The following is a 19,722-nucleotide window of genomic DNA, read 5'->3' on the forward strand; positions in this document are numbered from 1 at the left end:
CATGCCCTCTGCAATCGAGCTTCTCCACATCACCAAGCGCTACCCCGGCGTCATCGCCAACGACGACGTCTCCATCCGCATCGGGCAGGGCGAGATCCACGGCCTGATCGGGGAGAACGGCGCAGGCAAATCCACCATCATGAGCATCCTCTACGGCATGGTGAAGCCGGACGAGGGGACCATCAAAATTTTCGGGCAGGAGTGTGAAATCTCCTCCCCGATGGACGCCATCCGCCGCGGCATCGGCATGGTGCACCAGCACTTCATGCTGATGCCCGACGAGACGGTGCTGCGCAACATCATCCTCGGGCGCACCCCGCGCAGGGGGCTTTCGATCGACGAGACGCGCGCCGCCCGGGAGATCACCGAAATTATGGACCGCTACAGCCTCAAGGTGGACCTCGGCGCGAAGATCAGCCAGATCTCGGTGGGCGAAAAGCAGCGGGTCGAAATCCTCAAGGCGCTCTACCGGCAGGTGAAAATTCTCATCCTCGACGAGCCCACCGCGGTGCTGACCCCCGCCGAGACGGACGGGCTTTTGAACATTATGCGCAGGCTCCGGGAGCAGGGCTGCACGATCGTCTTCATCACCCACAAGCTCAAGGAGGTCCTGGCCGTCACCGACCGGGTCACGATCATGCGCAAGGGGGTCGTCACCGGCGCGGGCGAGACCTCCGAAATGAACGTGCGCAGGCTCTCCGAACTGATCGTCGGGCGCGAGGTCGCCACCGAGGTCCCGATGAAGCCCTTTTCGCCCGGTGAAAAGGTGCTCGAGCTCCGGGAGGTGCGCACCGCGCCCCGGCCCGGGCGAATGCCGCTGCACGACGTCTTTCTTTCGGTGCGGCGCGGCGAGATCGTCGGCGTGGCGGGGGTCGAGGGCAACGGCCAGTCCGACCTCGCGGAGGCAATCGCGGGCATGATCCCCCTTGAGGCGGGCAGCGTCCGCCTCTGCGGCCGCGAGATCGGCCGGGACTCCATCCGCCGCAGGCGGCAGAAGGGGATCGGGCACGTGCCGGAGGACCGCCTCAAAACGGGCGTCTCCAAGAGCTGCACGATCAGCGAAAACCTCATCCTCAACCGCTATTACACCCCGCCCTACTCAAAGCGCGGCGTCTTTTCCCACGCGAAGATCTCCCGCTTTTCCGAGGAGCTCTGCAAAAGCTTCCTCGTCAAGACCCCCGACGCGACCTATCCGCTCTCCACCCTGTCGGGCGGCAACATGCAGAAGGTCGTCTTCGCGCGGGAGTTCGAATCGTCGCCCGAGCTGCTGATCGCGGCGCAGCCCACGCGGGGCGTGGACATCGGTGCGATCGAATACATCCACGGCAAGCTGGGCGAGCTGCGCGACGAGGGCAGGGGCATCCTGCTCATCTCCGCCGAACTCGACGAGATTCTCGCCCTCTCCGACCGGATCGTCGTCATGTACGAGGGGGAGCTTGTGGGGCAGTTCCTGCGCGGCGAGGCGGACGAATATGAGATCGGCGAATACATGCTGGGCGCGAAACGCCGGGAGGTGCGCGATGAAGAATAGTCTTTGGGCCAAGCGCATACGCGGCGCGGGCAAAGCGGTCGGCCGCCAGGTGGCGATGATGCTGGTCGCAATCGTGATCGTCATGATCTTCCTCGCCGTCTCCGGCTACGACCCCGCCGCCGTGCTCCAGGGGCTGGGGCGCGCCTTCACCCGCGACCTGGCCGGCACCATCCGCTGGGCCACCCCCCTCATCCTGGCGGGGGTCGCGGTCTGCATCCCCTTCAAGGCCGAGGTCTTCAACCTCGGCGTGGACGGGCAGATCTACCTGGGGGCGATCGCCTCCACCTGGATCGCGCTGGCCCTGCCGGAGACGACCGGCAGGCTGGGGCTTTTGCCCGTCTTTCTCGCCGGGGCGGCGGCGGGCGCGCTCTTCGCGCTCATCCCGGCGCTCATGAAGGTCTATTTCGGCACCGACATGGTCGTCACCACTCTGCTGCTCAACTTCGTCGGCCAGCTGCTGACCGAGTTCATGGCAGCCGAAGTGATGCGCGACCCGGAAAAGATCACCCAGATGAACGCGAGCCGTACCCTCCCCGAGGCTCTCTGGATGCCCAAGCTGGGGGCGTTCGGCGCCTCCTCGGCGAGCGTCGGCATCTACCTGGCGGTCATCGTCGCGCTCATCGCCGCCTTCCTCTTCTTCAAAACCACGCTGGGGTATGAGATCAAGCTCGTGGGCACCAACCAGCAGTTCGCCCGCTACGGCGGTATGAAGCCCAACGGCATCATATTGAAGGTCATGGCGCTCAGCGGCGCGGTGGCCGGCGTCATCGGGGCCATGGAGGTCACGGCGGTGCAGCACAAGCTGATCGCCGCCTTCAACCCCGACATCGGGTTCGACGGCATCGTGGTCGCGCTGCTCGCCAACAACAACCCCCTCGGCGTCATCCTGTCGGGCTTCTTCTTCGGCGCGCTCAAGAACGGCGGCAGCATCATGCAGCGGGTCACCAGCGTGCCCCAGATCGTCACCGAGATCATCATGGCCATCATCATCCTCACAATCAGCGCGGACGTCGGCTTCAAATTCATCCGCAGAAGGAAGGAGCGAAAGACCCATGGAAATGCTGTTTAACGCGAGCGTGTGGGCCGCCGCCGTGCGGGTGGCCACTCCCCTTCTGCTGGCGGCGTTCGGCTGCCTGCTCTGCGACAAGGCGGGCATCACCAACCTCGCCATCGACGGCTTCATCACCGTGGGCTGCTTCATCTGCGTGGCCGTGACGGACCAGTGCGGCGGCAACGTCTGGCTCGGGATGCTGGGCGCCGTCGCCGGCACCGCCCTCTACAGCGCGATCTTCGGACTGGCGGTCGTGCGCTTTCGGGCCAACCACATCATCGCGAGCATCGCGATGAACCTGTTGAGCGGCGGGCTCACCACCTTTTTGATGGCGGCCGTCTTCAATACCCAGGGGCTCTACCGCCTCTCGAACATCCAGAAGCTCCCCCTCTTCCACCTCGATTTCCTCGATGGCATCCCTCTCGTCAACGCGTTCCTCAATAACCAGAGCTACGTCGTCCTGCTCACGATCGCGCTCATCTTCGTCATGCGCTTTCTGCTGCGGCGGACGGAATACGGCCTCAAGGTGACCGCCCTCGGGCAGTCGGAGGGCGCGGCGAAATCCGCCGGCATCTCCCCCGCGCGCATCCGATGGAGCGTGGTGCTCCTGTCGGGGGCGTTCTGCGGGCTCGCGGGGGCCTACCTCTCCACCACCATCCTCTCGGAGTTCTCGGAGGGCATGGTGGCAGGGCGTGGCTTCACCGCCTATACCGCCGTCGTCTTCGGCGGCTCCAACCCCATCGGCGTGGCGCTCGTCACCCTGCTCTTCGGCTTCGCGGACGCCATCGGCATCCGGGTGGAGCTGCTCGGCACAGGCATCCCCTCGTCGATCATCTCGATGCTGCCCTACGTGCTGGCCCTCGTAGTCCTCACGATCAGCTCCGTCTCCACCAAGCTCCGGCAGGACGGCCGGTTCCATCTGCGCCCCCTCTCGGTTGGGAGCCACAATCTATCATAAAGGAAGGATTTTATGTCCAGGGTTACTTTGATCGTCCTTGACAGCGTGGGCGTGGGCGCCCTGCCCGACGCCGCCGCGTTCGGCGACGAGGGGGTCTTCACCCTCGGCCACGTCAAGGAGTATGCGGAAAAAAACATGGGCGGCTTTCGCGTCCCCAACCTGCGCGCCCTCGGCCTCTATAACATCGACGGCCTCGGGCTTGAGGGGGTGGACGCCCCCCGCGCGAACTACGGCAAGTGCCGGGAGTTCGCCCCCGCCAAGGACACCACCACCGGCCACTTCGAGATGAGCGGCCTGCTCGTGGAAAAGCCGAACAAGATTTTTCTGGACGGCTTCCCCAGGCGGATCACCGACGAATTGGAAAAGCGCATCGGCGTGGGGGTGATCGGCAACTACCTCGCCTCCGGCACCGAGATCATCCAGGTGCTCGGCGAGGAGCACATGCGCACCGGCCGCCCGATCATCTATACCTCGGCGGACAGCCTTATGCAGATCGCCATGCACGAGCAGATTATCCCCCTCGAACGGCAGTACGAAATCTGCCGCATCGCCCGCGAGCTGCTGATGGGGGACGACACCGTTTCCCGCATCATCTGCCGCCCCTTTGTCGGCTCCCCCGAGACCGGCTTCACCCGCACCGAAAACCGCAGGGACTTTTCGATCGACCCGCCGGGCAAAACCGTCCTCGAGTACCTGAAGGACGCCGGGCGCGACGTCATCGCGGTCGGCAAGATCGAGGACATCTTCAATAACGTGGGCATCACCGAGGTCGACCACACCCGCAACAACCGGGAGGGGATCGCGTCGACCCTTAAATACCTCGAACGCGATTTCGACGGGCTGCTCTTCGTGAACCTCGTGGACTTCGACATGCTCTACGGCCACCGCAACAACGCCAAAGGCTATGCCGAGGCGCTCGAATATTTCGATGAAAAGCTCCCCGAAATCCTCGCGCTCCTGAAGGAGGACGACATCCTCCTCATCACCGCCGACCACGGCTGCGACCCCACCACCAAGGGGACCGACCACACCCGCGAATACATCCCCCTGCTCGTGTACGGCCCGCGGCTCAAAAGCGGCGTGAACCTGCACGTGCGCGGCACCTTCGCGGACATCGCCGCGACGGTCGCCGACCGCTTTGACATCCACGATTTCCCGGCCGGGACCTCCTTCCTGCCGGAAGTCACCCCTTAATATCCAGCGAAAGGAGTTTTCACCATGCCCTTTTTGCATTTCAGCACCACCAAGGCGCTTACCCCGCCGCAGAAGGCCGCCCTTTCCGCCGGAATCGCGGACTGCGTGCGGCTCCTGCCCGGCAAGCCCGCCGACCGCGCCATGATCCGCATCGACGCGGGCTGCGAAATCTACCGGGGCGGCGAGCTCGCCGAGTGCGCCTTTCTGGAGACGGTCTTCCAGAAGTCCCTGCCCATCGAGGCGCAGAGGGCGTACATCGAGGCGCTCTACGCCCTGATGAAGGAGCTGCTCGGCTTGGAAATCCCACAGGTCTACTTCGCGATGGTCGATCTCGACACCTGGGGCTCGCGGGGCACCCTCCACTGAACGGACGCGAAAAAGCGGCACGCCTTCGGCGTGCCGCTTTTTTCCTGCGCCGAAACCGGGGATTCCGTCAATTTGATACAAGACAAATTCCGCGCCGGGTGTTATGATAGGGGACAGACCGAAACCGGGAGGGATCGCCATGGCGGAGGAACGCCGCGTCTGTTACGATAGCGACCTGAAGATCGAGGCCTACCAGTTCCAGGGCCTGATGCAGAAATTTCCCAACCACTTCCACGACCACTACGTGGTGGGGTTTATCGAGAGCGGCAAGCGCCACCTCTCCTGCAAAAACCGCGACTACATCCTCGTGTCGGGGGATATGCTGCTTTTAAACCCGCGCGAAAACCATGAGTGCGAGCAGGTGGACGAGCGGGCGCTCGATTTCCGCTGCCTCAACATCCCCGAGGCGGTGATGGAATCGGTTATGGAGGAGATCACCGGCAGCCGCCGGCTGCCCGAATTTTCCGAGCCGGTCGCGCCCCAGGCGGAGGAGGCCCTGCTCCTGCGGGAGGTCCACGAGATGATCATGGAGGGCAGCGCCGACTTTGCCAAGGAGGAGGCATTCCTCTTCCTGATCGAGCGGGTGGTCGGCCGCTACGCCCAGCCGGCCGCAGGCCGTCCCGAGGCGGAAAACGCGGGCGTCCAGCGGGTGCGCGCCTTCGTGGACGCGCACTACGCCGAGCCGGTCTCCCTCGATGAGCTGGCAAAGGCGGCGGACATGAATAAATTCGTCCTGCTCCGGGCGTTCACGCGGGAGCGGGGCATCACCCCCTACCAGTACCTGCTGACGGTGCGCATCAACAAGGCGAAGGAACTGCTCGAACGGGGCGCGCAGCCGATCGAAGCCGCCATGTCCAGCGGCTTCACCGACCAGAGCCACTTCACCAACGCCTTCAAGCGCTTCATCGGCCTGACGCCCGGTCAGTACCGGGAGATTTTCCGTGAGAAATGAGGGAACCATCTTGCCAAAGCAAACCGTCCAGGGCCACCTCGCGGCGGCCCTGACCATCCTGATCTGGGGTACCACCTTTATCTCGACCAAGGTGCTGCTCCGCGACTTCGCCCCCGTTGAAATCCTCTTCTTTCGCTTCTGCATCGGCTTTCTCGCCCTGCTTGTGATCTGTCCCCACCGCCTGCGCTCCACCGGCTGGAAGCAGGAACGGTATTTCCTCTTCGCGGGGCTGACGGGCGTCACCCTCTATTTCCTGCTGGAAAACATCGCGCTGACCTACTCCCTCGCCTCCAACGTCGGCGTCATCATTTCGGTCGCGCCCTTCTTCACCGCGCTGCTCGCCCACTTCTTCCTGAACGGCGAGCCGCTGCGGAGCGGCTTTTTCATCGGCTTTGCCGTCGCGCTCGCGGGCATCGCGCTCATCAGCTTTAATGGGGCCGCCGTCCTGCGCCTCAACCCCCTCGGCGATCTGCTCGCCCTGCTCGCGGCCCTCGTGTGGGCGGTCTACGCGGTCCTCACCCGCCGCATTGCCGCGTTCGGCTGCCCCACCGTCCAGGCCACCCGCCGCGTTTTCTTCTACGGGCTGCTCTTCATGCTCCCCGCCCTGCTGTTCACCGATTTCCACTGGGGCTTCGCGCGCTTTGCGAATCCCATGCTCCTTTTCAACATCCTCTACCTCGGGCTGGGGGCCTCCGCCCTCTGCTTCGTCACCTGGAACTTCGCGGTCCGGCGGCTCGGCGCGGTCAAGACGAGCGTCTACATCTACTGCGTGCCGATCATCACCGTCGCGACCTCGGTGATCGTCCTGCGGGAACGGATCACCCCCCTTGCGACCGGGGGCGTCCTGCTGACGCTGGCGGGGCTGGTCCTCTCGGAACGGAATCCAGGGAAAGGAGATGTGCCGGTATGTTCAAAAGCGGACAAAAGTGCGTCCTGGTGATCGACGGGGCCCTGCCCGCGGGGGTGGCCGCGAATACGGCGGCCATCCTCGGGATCACGCTGGGCAAACGCTTCCCCGAGATCGTCGGACCGGACGTGGCCGACGCGGCCGGCCGGGTCCACACCGGCATCACCGGCTCCCCCATCCCCATCCTGAAGGGGGACCGCGCGCTGCTCCACGACCTGCGCGAGCGGCTTTGCACGGAGGAATTTTCCGGCCTGTTGACCGTCGATTTCTCCGATGTGGCGCAGCGGTGCCGCGTCTACGACGAATACATCAGCGGGGCCGCCGCGGCCTCCCCGGAGGAGTTCACCTACTACGGCCTGGCGATCTGCGGAGACGCCAAAAAGGTCAGCCGCCTCACCGGCAGCCTGCCGCTGCTGCGGTAACGAATAAAAACGCCCCCGTACCCGGCGCGCCGGGTACGGGGGCGTTGTGCATTTGATCCTTAAAGGTCGGGGGTCGTCGGCGGGGATTTGCGCAAAGGCGCGGCCTGCTGGAACCCGTAGGCGATCTCGATGAGGGTGGGCTCGCTCCACGGGCGGCCGATGATCTCCATGCCGACGGGCACGCCGATGGGGGCGTTCTCGTCCGGCGTGCTGTAGCCGGCGGGCACCGCGATCGACGGGAACCCGGTCACCGAGCAGAGCACGCCGTTGCGCTGCTGCTGGCTGCCGCCCGTCTTGCAGACGAGCTGCTGCTGGTGCGGGTAGACCATCGCGTCAAGCTCGTAGTCGGCCATCAGCTTCATGACCTTGGTCTGGGTCTGCGCGCGCAGGATCAGCCGCTGGTTGTATTCCGGCGTGCCGGTCGAAAGCTGCATCGCCTTCTCCAGGTTCTCCTTGATGCCGGGATGGAACTTGCCCGACGCCATGACCTCCTCCACCGAATGGACGGGGGCGCGCGGAGGCAGGGCGTTCAGGTAGATGTTGAGGTGGTCCTTGAGGTCGTAGAGATGGACGCTGACGCTCGAGGTGAGCCAGCCGGAGTCGATCTCCTCGGTGATGGGGACGACCTTGGCGCCCTGCTCGCGCAGGACCTCGATCGCCGCGCGCACGACGCGGTTGACCTCCTCGTGCACGTCCTTCTTGCCGAAGAAGCTCTCGAGCACGCCGATCCGCTTGCCGCGGATGCCGTCCTTCTTGAGGTATTCGGCGTAGCTGCCCTGCTGGAGCTTATCGACGCACCAGGCGGTCTCGTCGTCCTTCCTGTCGTAGCCCGCGATCACGTCGAGCACGGCCACGGCGTCCTCCACCGTGCGGCAGATGGGGCCGGCGGTGTCCTGCGTGAAGGAATAGGGCACGACCCCGCTGCGGCTCACCAGCCCGATGGTGGGGCGGATGCCCACGAGGGAGCAGGCGGAGGAGGGGGAGCGGATCGAGTTGATCGTATCGGTGCCGATGCCGAGGATGCCGAAGTCGGAGGCGATCGCCGCGCCCGTGCCGCCCGACGAACCGCCCGGCGTGCGGGTCAGGTCGTAGGGGTTGAGGGTCTGGCCGAGGATCGAGCTGATCGTCTCGCCCCAGATGGCAAACTCGTGCAGGTTGGATTTTGCGAGGATGATCGCGCCCGCTTCCCGCAGGCGCTTGGTGATGAAGGCGTCCTCGTCGGGGGTAAAGCCGCGCAGGCTCTCCGAGCCCGCGGTGGTCGGCATATCCGCCGTGTCGACGTTGTCCTTGAGGATGACCGGGATGCCGTGCAGCGGGCCGGTCAGCCCCTTCTCCTTGAGCGCCGCGTCGAGGCGGTCGGCCTCCTCGAGCGCCTTGGGATTGACGAGGATGATCGCGTTGAGGCAGGGCCCCTTCTGGTCATACGCGTCGATCCGCCCCAGGTAGTACTCCACGAGCTCGCGGCAGGTCACTTCCCCCGCCAGCATCGCGCGGTGCACCTCGGCGACCGTGGTTTCCTTAAAATTAAAAGGCATAACTGCAGGTTCCCCCTTTCAGGTCAGAGGCGTCAAACAGGCAGGAAGAGGACGCCCAGGATGAAGATCAGCCCGCTCATCAGCATGATGGCGGTGGTGTAGCCCATGATGTCCTTCGCCTTCAGGCCGGTGACGCCGAGCAGCGCGATCGCCCAGAACGGCTGGAACATGTTGGTCCAGGTGTTGCCGTAGCCGACCGCCAGCGCGGTCTTGATGATATCGGCGTTCATCATCATCGCCGACTGGACCGCGATCGGGCCCTGAACCGCCCACTGGCCGCCGCCGGAGGGGACGAACAGGTTGACGATCGAGGCGCTGATGAAGGTCCACAGCGGGAAGGTGAAGGGCGTGCTGATCGAGACGAGCCCGGTCGCGAGGATGTCGACGAGGCCGGAGTACTTGATCATGCCCATGATGCCAGCGTAGAGCGGGAACTGGAAGACGATGCCGCTGACGCCGCCGATGCCGTTTTTGACGGCACGGATGTAGTTCGCGATGTTGCCGTGCATGATGATGCCGGCGAAGAGGAAGATGGCGTTGACCATGTTGATATCGAGGTCAAAGCCCTTGGTCGCGAAGTGGTAGACGATATACACCACGCCCATCAGCGCAAGCGCATAGGCCAGGATGCGGCTGTGGTTGAGGCGGTCGCCCACGGAGGGGTTCTCGGGCATCTCGTCGACCGATTCGCTCTCCAGCTCGATCATTTCGATCGCGGTCTTTTCGAGCGGGCTCACGTGCTCCTCCTTGGGATGCAGCATGCCGGCGAAGATCGGCGGCAGCACGAGCAGCGCGATCGTAATGATGATGTTCATCGGGTTGAACATGTACTGGGAAATCGGGATGACGCCGATCTGGTCCTCGAGGAAGTGGCCCGGCGTCGCGATGAGCAGGCCGATGGAGGAGGAGAGCATCCCCTGCCAGGTCATCTGGCCGACATACGCACCCGCCGCAATCAGGCCGTACTCAAACGGGATCTTTTTGATGCGCAGCTCCTTGGCCAGCTCCTTGGCCAGCAGCGCGCCCACGATCAGGCTGAGGCCCCAGTGCAGGAAGGAGGCCAGGACGGATACGAAGGTGACCAGCCAGGCGGCCTGCTTGCCGCTCTTGGCGATCCCGGCCAGCTTGCGGATGCCCTTCTTCGCGATGGGCGCTTCCGCGACCGCGGAGCCGGTGATGATGATCAGGCACATCTGCATTGCAAAGGCCAGCAGCTCCCACAGACCCTTGTACCAGTTCTGAACCATCTGCATCGGAGTCTGCCGCGCGACCACAATGCCCAGGACAAACGCGATGAGGGTCAGCACGACCGCAAAAATACTCGGGTCGGGCATGTACTTCATCGACCATCTTGTCAGGGAGGCACCTACCCTTGCGATGACATTGCCTTCGTCCCTGCGGACCGGTTTCGACTCACTCGCCATGAAAACATCGCCTCTTTCTCTCTGTTTATTTATCCATCGGGGCGCGTCGTTACGCCCCGTTAGGACCACACACAGACAAGCAATTTCCAGTTTTCGACAATTTATATAATTTTTGATCACAATATTAACCTATTTTGTACAATCATCATACCACATCCGCTCCTCTTTGTACAGCGCGCCGGGAACGACAAAAAAATGGGCATCGTGGAAAAATTTCCACGACACCGTTGTCGTTTACGTAAATAATTATAATTTCGATCTTCCTCCTTGTCAATTCGCGCCATCCACCCCTTCGCAATTTTGGGGAGTCCTCCAAAAATTTTCCCAGAAAAAGTCGGGATTTTGCCTGTTTTTTCAACTCGCAGTTTGTGGAGCTTCCACTATGCAAATCCGCCCATTCGCGGTATAATGGTCTCGAACCGTTGTAAAAAATACCAATTCCCAAAAGGGGCGTGACAGATGCTTTCCGATAAGAAACTCTTCCTCTTCGACATCGACGGGACGGTCGCCATCGACGAAACGCTGATCGACGGAAGCCGCGAGCTCTTCTCCCACATCGATTCGATCGGCGGCAAGTCGATTTTCATCACCAACAATTCCACCAAGGGCGTCCGCGACTACATGGAAAAATTCCGGCGCATGGGGGTCGAGACCGACGAAAGCAATTTCATCACCGCCTCCTACGCGGCGGCCATCCATCTGCGCGCCCACTACCCGGGGAAAAAGGTCTTCCTGCTCGGCACCCGCTCCTTCGCCGGGGAGCTGCGCGCGGCGGGCGTCGACGTGACCGAGACGCTCGAGCCGGGCATCGCCTGCGCCGTCGTCGGCTTTGACAACGAGCTCACCTACCGCAAGGTGGAGCTCCTCTGCGAGCTTCTCCTCACCCGCCCGGTCGACTACCTGGCCACCAACCCCGACCTCTGCTGCCCCGTGGGGTTCGGCGCGGTGCCCGACTGCGGCGCGATCTGCAAAATGATCGGCTGCGCGGTGGGCCGCGAGCCCCTCTTCATCGGCAAGCCCAACCGCGTGATGGTCGACCTCTGCCTGGGGGCCGCCGGCTTCTCCCCCGACGAAACGCTCGTGGTCGGGGACCGGCTCTACACCGACATCGCCTGCGGCGTCAACGCCGGCGTGGACACCGCCGTCGTCTTTACCGGCGAGGCGAAGCCGGAGGAGATCCCCGCCTCCCGCTGGCAGCCGACCTGGCAGTTCCCCGATGTGCGCGCGCTGCTGAACGCGCTGCGCGAATAGACCGGAAAAACCATACGGGAACGGAGGAACCGACATGGACTATATCCAGAATAACAAGGCCGCCTGGGAGGAGGCGTTCGAGCACCGGAAGCCCGGCTGGGGCGAGAACAACCACGAACGGCTGCTCGGCGAACATCTTCCCTTCTTCTGCGCGGACGTGGCAAGGGAGCTGGAGGCCGTCGACTGGAGCAGCAGGGCGGTCGCCCAGTTCTGCTGCAACAACGGGCGCGAGCTGCTCTCCCTCCTGCGCCTCGGCGCGGCGAGCGGGACCGGCTTCGACATCGCGGAAAACATCCTCGCGCAGGCGGCCGAAACCGCGAAAAAGGCGGGCGTCGGCAACTGCCGGTTCGTCGCCTGCAACATCCTCGACATCCCGGAGACCTTCCACAGTAGCTTTGACTTCGTCTTCTTCACCATCGGGGCGATCACCTGGTTTCGGGACCTGGGACCGCTCTTCCAAAAGGCGGCGGACTGCCTGAAGCCGGGCGGCCGGTTTCTGCTCCACGATTTCCACCCCTTCATGAACATGCTGCCCATGCCCGGCGAGCCCGCCTTCGACCCGGAGCGCCCCGACCGGGTCGCCTACTCCTATTTCCGCCGGGAGCCCTGGCTCGAAAACGAGGGGATGGGTTACCTGTCGGAGCGGTACGCCTCCAAAACCTTCACCAGCTTTTCGCACACGATGGCCGACATCGTCGGCGCGGTCAGCGCGGCGGGGATGCGCGTCGAAAAGCTGCGGGAGTTCGATTACGACGTCGGGCTGACCGACGCCTACGACGGGAGGGGGCTGCCCCTCTCCTTCCTGCTCACCGCCGAAAAGGACCGCGCGAAGTGAGTTTTCCGCGGTGAAAAAGCCCCGCCCCGGTACCCGGGGCGGGGCTTTTTGTCACCTCACCAGTTTGTCGAGCAGCGCGGCAATCTCCTCGATCTTTTCCTCCGCCGCGCCGTTTTCGCACGCGTCCCGCACGCACCCCTCAAGATGCGCGCGAAGCACCTCCCGGTTGGCGCGCCCCAGAATCGACTCGGCCGCCATGATCTGGTTGGACACGTCGATGCAGTAGCGGTCCTCCTCCACCATCTTGAGGATGCCGTCGATCTGCCCGCGCGCCGTGCGCAGCAGGCGGGCGACCTGTTCCCTGTCCGCCCGCATGTCAGCTCAGCGAGACGACGTCGTAGCCCGCGTCGGTGACGGCGGCCTTCATCTGCTCGTCGGACGCCCTGCCCTCCGTCTCAATGGAGGCGGTCTTGGCCTCGAGGTCGACCTTCGCCGTCACGCCGTCGAGCGCGTTCAGCGCCTTTTCCACCCGCGCGGAGCAGTGTCCGCAGCTCATGCCTTCGATCACCATCGTCTTTTTCATGGAAATGATTTCCTCCTTTGGGTTGATTTTTTCTTGCTGATTACTATTTGTATTGGAAGCCGCGGCCCTCCGCGGCTGGAACAGCTTGAGGCGCAGGGCGTTCGAGACGACGCACACCGAGCTTAAACTCATGGCCGCCGCGCCGAACATCGGATTGAGCTTCCAGCCGAACACCGAGAAGAAGACGCCCGCCGCCAGCGGGATGCCGATCGAGTTATAGAAGAACGCCCAGAAGAGGTTCTGCTTGATGTTGCGGATGACCGCGCGCGACAGGTCGATGGCCGTCACCGCGTCGAGCAGGTCGCTCTTCATGAGCACCACGTCGGCCGATTCGATCGCCACGTCGGTGCCCGCGCCGATCGCAATGCCCACGTCCGCGCGGGTGAGGGCGGGCGCGTCGTTGATGCCGTCGCCCACCATCGCGACCTTGCGGCCCTGCTCCTGCAGCTTGGCGACCTCCCGCTCCTTGTCCTGCGGGAGCACCTCCGCCACCACCCGGCCGATGCCGAGCTGCTTCTGGATGGCGGCCGCGGTGCGCTTGTTGTCGCCGGTGAGCATCACCACATCGACGCCCATCTGTCCGAACGCCTCGATCGCCGCGCGGCTGGTCGGCTTGACCGTGTCGGCCACCGCGACCACGCCGAGCGCTTTGCCCTCGCCGGCAAAGTAGAGGGGGGTCTTGCCCTCCCCTGACAAGGTCTCGCCCTTTTCAGCGAAGCCGCCGAGCTCGATGCGGTTTTCCTCCATCATCCTGCGGTTGCCCGCGAGGTAGCGGACGCCGCCCACCTCGGCCGCGACGCCCTGCCCCGCGACCGCTTCAAACCCCGTCACGGCGCGCAGAGAGAGGTTCCGCCGTGCGGCCTCTTCGACGATCGCGGTGGAGAGCGGGTGCTCCGACGGCTTTTCCACCGAGGCGGCGATCGTCAGCAGCTCCGTCTCGGAGAGGCCATCCGCCGTCCGGATATCGGTGACGCGCGGTTTGCCCTCGGTGATCGTGCCCGTCTTGTCGAGCACGACGGTGTCGATCGTGTGGGCGGTCTCGAGCGCCTCGGCGGATTTAATGAGGATGCCGTTTTCCGCGCCCTTGCCGGTGCCGACCATGATCGCCACCGGGGTGGCGAGGCCGAGCGCGCAGGGGCAGGAGATGACGAGCACCGCGATACCGATCGAGAGCGCGAACTCCACCGTATGCCCGAGCAGCAGCCAGGTCACGGCGGCGATCACGGCGATGCAGATGACCACCGGCACGAACACGCCGCTCACCTTGTCGGCGAGCTTGGCGATGGGGGCCTTAGAGTTGGCCGCGTCCTCAACGAGCGCGACGATCTGCGCGAGGGTGGTGTCCGCGCCCACCTTGGTGGCGCGGAATTTGAAGTAACCGGAGCGGTTGATCGTCGCCGCGATCACCCGGTCGCCCGGTCCCTTGTCCACCGGGATGCTCTCCCCGGTGATCGCCGATTCGTCGACCGCTGCGCTGCCCTCGGTGATCTCCCCGTCGACCGGGATGCTCGCGCCCGGCTTGACAATCAGCAGATCGCCCACCGCGACCTCCTCGACCGGGATTTCCGCTTCGACGCCCTCCCGCTCGACGAGCGCCGTCTTGGGCGCGAGGTCCATCAGCTTGGTGATCGCCTCGCTCGTCTTGCCCTTCGAGCGGGTTTCGAGGAACTTGCCGAGCGTGATGAGCGCCAATATCATGCCCGCCGACTCGAAGTAGAGGTCCATCGAATACTGCTCCACCAGGGCGGTGTCGCCGTGCCCGAGCCCCCAGCCGATCATGTAGATCGCCACCACGCCGTAGATCATCGCCGCCGCCGAGCCGATCGCGATCAGCGAATCCATGTTGGGCGCGCCCTTGAAGAGGGTCTTGAAGCCCACCTGGTAGTATTTGCGGTTGACGTAGGCGATCGGAAGCGTCAGCAGCAGCTGGGTGAACGCGAAGACAAGCGCGTTTGCCGTCCCGTGCAGGAAATGGGGCAGCGGCAGGCCCATCATATGCCCCATCGAGATGTAGAAAAGCGGGATCAGGAAAACGAAGGAGACGATCAGCCGCCGCTTCATGTTGGCAATCTCGGCCGCCATCGGGTCGGCGGCGGGCGCCGCCTTCGCCTGCGGGCGGGACGAAGCCGCACCCGCGTGCACCGAGGCTCCGTAGCCGGCTTCCTCGACCGCATGGATGACGGCGGCGTCGCTCGAGGCCGTCTCGTCGTAGTCGACCGCCATATTGTTGGAGAGCAGGTTGACCGTCACCGACCGGACGCCCGGGACCTTCGCCACGCTCTTTTCCACGTGCGCCGAGCAGGCGGAACAGGTCATGCCCGTCACATCGAATTTTTGCTTCATGGCTTTCATCCTTTCGATACCCCCCGGGGGTGGGGGTGGGTCTGCTGTTATTCTATACCGATTTTATCCACTTGTCAAGGGGTTTGCGCGCTTTACATCGGTAACGCGATGATGTATAATAAACTCTGCCTTATCTAAGATTCCCGGAACCATCCGGATTTATAGGGGGAAACACCATGCTCGTCGACTTTCACACCCACATCTTCCCCGACGCGCTCGCCGCAAAGACGCTGCCGCGTCTCTCGCACATCGCCTATGACAGCCCCTACTACACCGACGGCACCGAGCGCGGCGCGCTCGACGCCATGTCCGCTTGGGGCGTGGACCGCGCCGTCGTGCTGCATATCGCCACCAAACCCGGACAGCAGAAGACCGTCAACCGCTTCGCCGCCGAGGTGCAGGCGCGCAACCCGAACATGCTCTGCTTCGGCACCGTGCATCCGAAGGACCCCGGCGCGGCCGACGAGATCGCCGAAATCAAGGCCGCCGGCCTCTGCGGCGTCAAGCTGCACCCCGCCTATCAGACGTGCTATTTCGGGGACGAGGCGTATTTTCCAATCTACGCCACCATCGAAAAAGCGGGACTGCCGCTCCTGCTGCACGCGGGGCGCGACCCCGTCAGCAGAGAGAATTTCGCGCCCGCCGACCAGATCGCGGCGGTCGCGCGCGCCTTCCCGCGCCTCGCCCTCGTCGCCGCGCACATGGGCGCGCTTGGCCAGACGGAACCCGCCGAGCGCTATCTCTGCGATCTGCCCAACGTCTATTTCGACACGGCCATGAGCTCCGTCTACCTCGAACCGGGCGAGTACCTCCGCCTCATCCGCAAGAAGGGCGCCGACCACGTGCTCTTCGGCACCGACTGCCCCTGGAACACCGTCGAAAACGAGCTCGGTATGCTCGAGTGCCTCGGCCTTACCGGGGAGGAACTCGAGGACATCAAGTGGAGGAACGCCGAGAGGCTGCTGCCCCAGGGGGACTTTTGAAAAAGTCCCCCTGGACCCCGAAAACTTTTAACAGGCCCGCCGCCCCGCGCCGCCGTCCGCTCGGCCCATGCGGCAGAGCTGAAAAACGGTCCCCCGGGCCCTCAAAACCTTTGGCGGGTCCGCCGTGCGGTTTGCCGCAAGCATATCCATCCCCCCGCCCGCCCTGCGGGCGGGGGCTTCGTCTTTTTGCACGGAAATTCCGGGGCGGAGCGGGAATTTACAATATTCCATTGTCTTTTGTGCATAATTTGATTATAATATGATTCTGCAATGGTATTTTTATCCGGGTTTATCCGGGCTTTCGGAGGATTTTATGCAGCAGCTCACCCAGCAGTTATTTGAGTTCCTGTCAGGCGCGGGCCGCGAGCTTGCCCTCTTCCTCGTGTCGATGGTGCCGCTCATCGAGCTGCGCGGCTCCATTCCGCTCGGCGCGCTCTTTGGGATGGACTGGCCGACCGTCTTTGTCATCTCGGTCGTCGGCAACCTGCTGCCCGTCCCGTTTATCGTGCTTTTCGGCAGGCCGCTCTTCCGCTGGCTCAAGTCCACGCGCCTGCTTTCCGGGCTTTCCACCCGCATCGAAAACCGGCTCATGGCAAAGTCGGACAAGGTCACCCGCTACGAGTCCATCGGACTCTGCCTCTTTGTGGCCGTGCCCCTGCCGGGCACCGGGGCGTGGTCGGGCGCGGCGATCGCCGCGCTGCTCGGGATGCGTATGCGCCCCGCGCTGCTTTCGATCACGCTGGGCGTGCTGATCGCCGGGGTCATCATGACGGTGGGGTCCTACGGGCTGCTCGGCTTTTTGAATCTCTTCTGACGGCTCGCCAAATGAACGGAAAGGGGACGGCGGTGTGGACAAGTATAAAAAGCTGCTCTCCAACACGCTGATCTTTGCAGTCGGCACCTTCAGCTCGAAGGTGCTTGTTTTTCTGCTCGTTCCCTTCTATACCCGCGTGCTTGCTCCGGGAGAACTCGGCGACGCCAACCTGCTCGCGCAGACCGCCAACCTGATCATCCCGCTCGCGTCGATCGGCATGTCCAACGCCATCATCCGGTTCGGCATCGACCGCGCCACCGACAAGCGGGACGTTTTTACCGGCGCGCTCACCGCCATTTTTTCCGGGTATGTGCTCCTGCTCGCCTTCTATCCGCTCCTCTCCCGCGTCGAGATGCTCGAGGGCGGCGCGCCGCTCGTCTACCTCTATGTGCTCACCTCCTGCATGCGCTCCCTCTGCGCCCAGTTCGTGCGCGCCAAGCAGTTCATCAAGCTCTATGCCTTCGACGGGGTGCTCAGCACCATTTTGGTCATCACCTTCAACATCATCTTTCTGGTGGTGTTCCACCTCGGCCTCACAGGGTACCTGCTCGCCACCATCGCCGCCGATTTCCTCTCCTCCGTCTTCCTTTTCACTATCGCGGGCCTGCGCCGGTATATCCGTTTCCGGGGTTGCGACTGGTCGGTGCTCGGCTCGATGCTGCGCTATGCCGTCCCCCTCATCCCCGCGAATATCTTCTGGTGGGTCACCAACGCCTCCGACACCTATTTCATCAAATACTACATCGGTTCGGACGCAAACGGCCTGCTCACCATCGCCTACAAGGTCCCCACGATCATCAACCTGCTCTCCGGCATCTTCACAGACGCCTGGCAGATGTCCGCCTTCACCGAGGACGGCCCCGGGCGCACCCGCTTTTTCAGCAACGTTTTCGCCGCCTATCAGGCGTTTATCTTCTCCGCCGCCTCGGGCCTGCTGCTCTTCAGCAAGTTCGTCATCCACATTCTTGCGCACGGCGAATACCTGGAGTCGTGGAAGTATACCCCCTTCCTGCTGCTGGCCACCTCCTTCTCCTGTTTCGTCACTTTCCTGGGCAGCATCTACATGACCGAGAAGAAGAGCGTCGCCACCCTCGTCACCACCGCGCTCGGCGCGGGCGCGAACGTCATCCTCAACGCCCTGCTCATCCCCCGCTTCGGCATCAACGGCGGCACCTTCGCCACCTTCGCCAGCTACCTCATCGTCTTTGCCGTGCGCATCGTCGACACCCGCCGCTTCATCAAGCTCCACTGGAGCCCCTTCAAGCTGCTGCTCAACCTCGCCATCCTTCTCGGCCAGACGTGGGTGCTCCTCAACCTTGAGACCGGCTGGATCCTGCCCGAGGCCCTCCTCTGCGCCCTCCTGCTCGCCCTCAATTTCCGCCAGATGCTCGCCAACGCGCAGAAAATTCTGAAGAAGCGGTAGCCAAAGGGAACTTTTGAAAAAGTTCCCTTTGGAAACCCTCAAAACGTTTGGTTCAGGCGGTCTGCGGCAGCTTTCCGCACACGCCGCCCGTGCCGGAGGGAACCCGCATACCGGTTTCGCGGCCCAACCCGATCTCCGTCTTCTCATCAGCTCTCTTTGGAATCCCTCAAAACGTTTCGTTCGTGTTTTGGCCCCGCCACGGCCCCGTCTCACGGGCCGCGAATGCGGGGAGGACGCGCGGCCGGCCCGATCAAAGTCTTTGGGCGCTTTCTTCAGAAAGCGCAAAAACGAACGCCCGGCTTGACGCCGGGCGTTTGGCTTTTCCGTCCTCCCGCGAAAGCGCAAAAAAGGATCCCCCGGCTGATGCCGGGGGATCCTTTTTTTCCGTCCTTCTCAGGCAGCCGCCGAGCTTTTGCCGGCCAGCTTCTGGAAGTCGATAAATTTGACGAGGAGGGCGACGACGACGGAGGTAGTGATCATCTCACCGATCATGATGGGGCCGTTGACGGTGAGGGAATAGATCCACACGGGGGTACCCTCGGGGGCGTAGCTTCCCCAGACGATGATGCCGGAGAGGAAGCTGCAAAAGAAGCGGCAGAAGACGACGACGATCGAGCCGACCGCAGCGCCGAGGGGCTTCTTTTGAAAGCGGCGGGCGACGGGGCCCGCGAGGCCGAGGACGCCGAAGGCGACCACATAGTCGAGCAGGATGAGGGCGACGAACATGCCGAAGGACTGGACCGGCGGCGGATAGAAGCCCTCGAGCATCTGGAGCAGCGAATAGGCGAAGGAGGTGAAGAGCGCCCACCGGGTATCGTACATGAGCGAAATGATGATAATCGGGGCCATGCTCGCGGCGGTGATCGAGCCGCCGTTCGGGAAGTGGTAGAACTTGATCATCGAAAGCAGCAGCGCGAGCGCCAGCATCAGGGCGCTGTGGGTCAGTTTGCGGGTGGTTGGCTTCATGGTGGTTTCCCCTTTCCACTTGTTTTTTCCAAACAAAAACGCCACAGATAATCCCTGCGGCGTAAAAGGAGAAACGCTCTTCCTACGCTGGCATTACCCAGATCAGGTTTTCGGGTCAGCGCGGCAATACGCGCTATCTCAGCCGGCTTGACGCCAGCCCCCCGTTACGTGGCTTATTCTGTTTGCGGTATTTATTATACACCATCCGGTCCGGTTTGTAAAGCCCGAGGAAAACAAAACAAAC

18 protein-coding genes and 1 riboswitch are annotated in these 19,722 nt (G+C 63.4%); of the genes, 13 read left to right on the forward strand and 5 right to left on the reverse strand.

From position 1 onward, the window contains the following. Position 1: 1 nt before the first annotated feature. From C1A13_RS11780 to C1A13_RS11815, 8 genes are all read left to right on the forward strand, one after another. Positions 2-1,531 (forward strand): ABC transporter ATP-binding protein, encoded by a 1,530-nt coding sequence (locus C1A13_RS11780; protein WP_101552229.1) that lies wholly within the window; start codon positions 2-4, stop codon positions 1,529-1,531. Then, positions 1,521-2,600, forward strand: coding sequence for an ABC transporter permease (locus C1A13_RS11785; protein WP_158595549.1), 1,080 nt, complete (start codon positions 1,521-1,523; stop codon positions 2,598-2,600). The genes C1A13_RS11780 and C1A13_RS11785 overlap by 11 nt, the downstream gene beginning before the upstream one ends. Continuing rightward, a complete protein-coding gene (locus tag C1A13_RS11790) occupies positions 2,584-3,540 on the forward strand; it encodes an ABC transporter permease (protein ID WP_101552233.1) in 957 nt (318 codons plus the stop codon). Before C1A13_RS11785 ends, C1A13_RS11790 begins: the two co-directional genes overlap by 17 nt. 12 nt (positions 3,541-3,552) lie before the next feature. Further along, positions 3,553-4,734, forward strand: a complete 1,182-nt coding sequence (locus C1A13_RS11795) for a phosphopentomutase (RefSeq protein WP_101552234.1) — start codon at positions 3,553-3,555, stop codon at positions 4,732-4,734. Between the two features lie 24 nt (positions 4,735-4,758). Beyond that, positions 4,759-5,100: a phenylpyruvate tautomerase MIF-related protein gene (locus C1A13_RS11800; protein WP_101552236.1), complete on the forward strand. Its 342-nt coding sequence runs from the start codon at positions 4,759-4,761 to the stop codon at positions 5,098-5,100. A gap of 139 nt (positions 5,101-5,239) precedes the next feature. After that, positions 5,240-6,052 (forward strand): helix-turn-helix domain-containing protein, encoded by an 813-nt coding sequence (locus C1A13_RS11805; protein ID WP_101552238.1) that lies wholly within the window; start codon positions 5,240-5,242, stop codon positions 6,050-6,052. A 7-nt stretch (positions 6,053-6,059) separates the two neighbouring features. Continuing rightward, a complete protein-coding gene (locus tag C1A13_RS11810) occupies positions 6,060-6,992 on the forward strand; it encodes a DMT family transporter (protein ID WP_101553272.1) in 933 nt (310 codons plus the stop codon). Beyond that, positions 6,959-7,381: a DUF2000 domain-containing protein gene (locus C1A13_RS11815; protein ID WP_101552240.1), complete on the forward strand. Its 423-nt coding sequence runs from the start codon at positions 6,959-6,961 to the stop codon at positions 7,379-7,381. The genes C1A13_RS11810 and C1A13_RS11815 overlap by 34 nt, the downstream gene beginning before the upstream one ends. 59 nt (positions 7,382-7,440) lie before the next feature. On the opposite strand, the gene C1A13_RS11820 is transcribed toward C1A13_RS11815, so the two are convergent. Both C1A13_RS11820 and C1A13_RS11825 read right to left on the reverse strand, forming a co-directional pair. Next, entirely contained in the window at positions 7,441-8,916 is a 1,476-nt protein-coding gene (locus C1A13_RS11820) for an amidase family protein (RefSeq protein ID WP_101552242.1), read from the reverse strand. Positions 8,917-8,948: 32 nt separating this feature from the next. After that, on the reverse strand, positions 8,949-10,340 hold the full coding sequence (locus tag C1A13_RS11825; protein ID WP_101552245.1) for a short-chain fatty acid transporter: 1,392 nt from the start codon (positions 10,338-10,340) through the stop codon (positions 8,949-8,951). 459 nt (positions 10,341-10,799) lie between these two features. Here C1A13_RS11825 and C1A13_RS11830 point away from each other — a divergent pair, with 459 nt between their 5' ends. Continuing rightward, a complete protein-coding gene (locus C1A13_RS11830) occupies positions 10,800-11,591 on the forward strand; it encodes an HAD-IIA family hydrolase (protein ID WP_101552247.1) in 792 nt (263 codons plus the stop codon). A gap of 34 nt (positions 11,592-11,625) precedes the next feature. Beyond that, a complete protein-coding gene (locus C1A13_RS11835) occupies positions 11,626-12,426 on the forward strand; it encodes a class I SAM-dependent methyltransferase (RefSeq protein WP_101552249.1) in 801 nt (266 codons plus the stop codon). Between the two features lie 51 nt (positions 12,427-12,477). Here C1A13_RS11835 and C1A13_RS11840 read toward each other — a convergent pair whose 3' ends face one another. Together C1A13_RS11840 and C1A13_RS11845 are read right to left on the reverse strand one after the other, a co-directional pair. After that, positions 12,478-12,741 carry a metal-sensing transcriptional repressor gene (locus tag C1A13_RS11840; RefSeq protein WP_101552251.1) on the reverse strand — a complete coding sequence of 88 codons (264 nt, stop codon included), beginning with the start codon at positions 12,739-12,741 and terminating at the stop codon, positions 12,478-12,480. Position 12,742: 1 nt separating this feature from the next. Continuing rightward, positions 12,743-15,292 (reverse strand): heavy metal translocating P-type ATPase, encoded by a 2,550-nt coding sequence (locus tag C1A13_RS11845; RefSeq protein WP_101552253.1) that lies wholly within the window; start codon positions 15,290-15,292, stop codon positions 12,743-12,745. 176 nt (positions 15,293-15,468) lie between these two features. On the opposite strand from C1A13_RS11845, the gene C1A13_RS11850 reads away from it, so the two are divergent. The 3 genes from C1A13_RS11850 to C1A13_RS11860 all read left to right on the forward strand — a co-directional run bounded on the left by C1A13_RS11850 (position 15,469) and on the right by C1A13_RS11860 (position 18,512). Beyond that, on the forward strand, positions 15,469-16,275 hold the full coding sequence (locus C1A13_RS11850; protein ID WP_101552255.1) for an amidohydrolase family protein: 807 nt from the start codon (positions 15,469-15,471) through the stop codon (positions 16,273-16,275). Positions 16,276-16,588: 313 nt separating this feature from the next. Next, positions 16,589-17,089: a COG2426 family protein gene (locus C1A13_RS11855; protein ID WP_101552257.1), complete on the forward strand. Its 501-nt coding sequence runs from the start codon at positions 16,589-16,591 to the stop codon at positions 17,087-17,089. 34 nt (positions 17,090-17,123) lie between these two features. Continuing rightward, positions 17,124-18,512: a lipopolysaccharide biosynthesis protein gene (locus C1A13_RS11860; RefSeq protein WP_101552260.1), complete on the forward strand. Its 1,389-nt coding sequence runs from the start codon at positions 17,124-17,126 to the stop codon at positions 18,510-18,512. A gap of 393 nt (positions 18,513-18,905) precedes the next feature. Here the strand turns inward: C1A13_RS11860 and thiT are convergent, their stop codons facing one another. Further along, positions 18,906-19,478 (reverse strand): energy-coupled thiamine transporter ThiT, encoded by a 573-nt coding sequence (gene thiT, locus C1A13_RS11865; protein WP_101552262.1) that lies wholly within the window; start codon positions 19,476-19,478, stop codon positions 18,906-18,908. A gap of 62 nt (positions 19,479-19,540) precedes the next feature. Continuing rightward, positions 19,541-19,652, reverse strand: a riboswitch (TPP riboswitch). Positions 19,653-19,722: the final 70 nt, after the last annotated feature.

It is taken from the genome of Anaerotruncus massiliensis (ex Togo et al. 2026) (assembly GCF_900199635.1).
In the GTDB taxonomy this organism is placed as follows: Bacteria; Bacillota; Clostridia; order Oscillospirales; family Ruminococcaceae; genus Anaerotruncus; species Anaerotruncus massiliensis.

Coding starts and splice junctions, on each gene's coding strand:
- C1A13_RS11790 (WP_101552233.1), top strand. CDS start 2,584: ATGGAAATGCTGTTTAACGCGAGCGTGTGGGCCGCCGCCGTGCGGGTG.
- C1A13_RS11835 (WP_101552249.1), top strand. CDS start 11,626: ATGGACTATATCCAGAATAACAAGGCCGCCTGGGAGGAGGCGTTCGAG.
- C1A13_RS11800 (WP_101552236.1), top strand. CDS start 4,759: ATGCCCTTTTTGCATTTCAGCACCACCAAGGCGCTTACCCCGCCGCAG.
- C1A13_RS11825 (WP_101552245.1), bottom strand. CDS start 10,340: ATGGCGAGTGAGTCGAAACCGGTCCGCAGGGACGAAGGCAATGTCATC.
- C1A13_RS11840 (WP_101552251.1), bottom strand. CDS start 12,741: ATGCGGGCGGACAGGGAACAGGTCGCCCGCCTGCTGCGCACGGCGCGC.
- C1A13_RS11815 (WP_101552240.1), top strand. CDS start 6,959: ATGTTCAAAAGCGGACAAAAGTGCGTCCTGGTGATCGACGGGGCCCTG.
- C1A13_RS11795 (WP_101552234.1), top strand. CDS start 3,553: ATGTCCAGGGTTACTTTGATCGTCCTTGACAGCGTGGGCGTGGGCGCC.
- C1A13_RS11855 (WP_101552257.1), top strand. CDS start 16,589: ATGCAGCAGCTCACCCAGCAGTTATTTGAGTTCCTGTCAGGCGCGGGC.
- C1A13_RS11805 (WP_101552238.1), top strand. CDS start 5,240: ATGGCGGAGGAACGCCGCGTCTGTTACGATAGCGACCTGAAGATCGAG.
- C1A13_RS11850 (WP_101552255.1), top strand. CDS start 15,469: ATGCTCGTCGACTTTCACACCCACATCTTCCCCGACGCGCTCGCCGCA.
- C1A13_RS11785 (WP_158595549.1), top strand. CDS start 1,521: ATGAAGAATAGTCTTTGGGCCAAGCGCATACGCGGCGCGGGCAAAGCG.
- C1A13_RS11830 (WP_101552247.1), top strand. CDS start 10,800: ATGCTTTCCGATAAGAAACTCTTCCTCTTCGACATCGACGGGACGGTC.
- C1A13_RS11780 (WP_101552229.1), top strand. CDS start 2: ATGCCCTCTGCAATCGAGCTTCTCCACATCACCAAGCGCTACCCCGGC.
- thiT (WP_101552262.1), bottom strand. CDS start 19,478: ATGAAGCCAACCACCCGCAAACTGACCCACAGCGCCCTGATGCTGGCG.
- C1A13_RS11820 (WP_101552242.1), bottom strand. CDS start 8,916: ATGCCTTTTAATTTTAAGGAAACCACGGTCGCCGAGGTGCACCGCGCG.
- C1A13_RS11845 (WP_101552253.1), bottom strand. CDS start 15,292: ATGAAGCAAAAATTCGATGTGACGGGCATGACCTGTTCCGCCTGCTCG.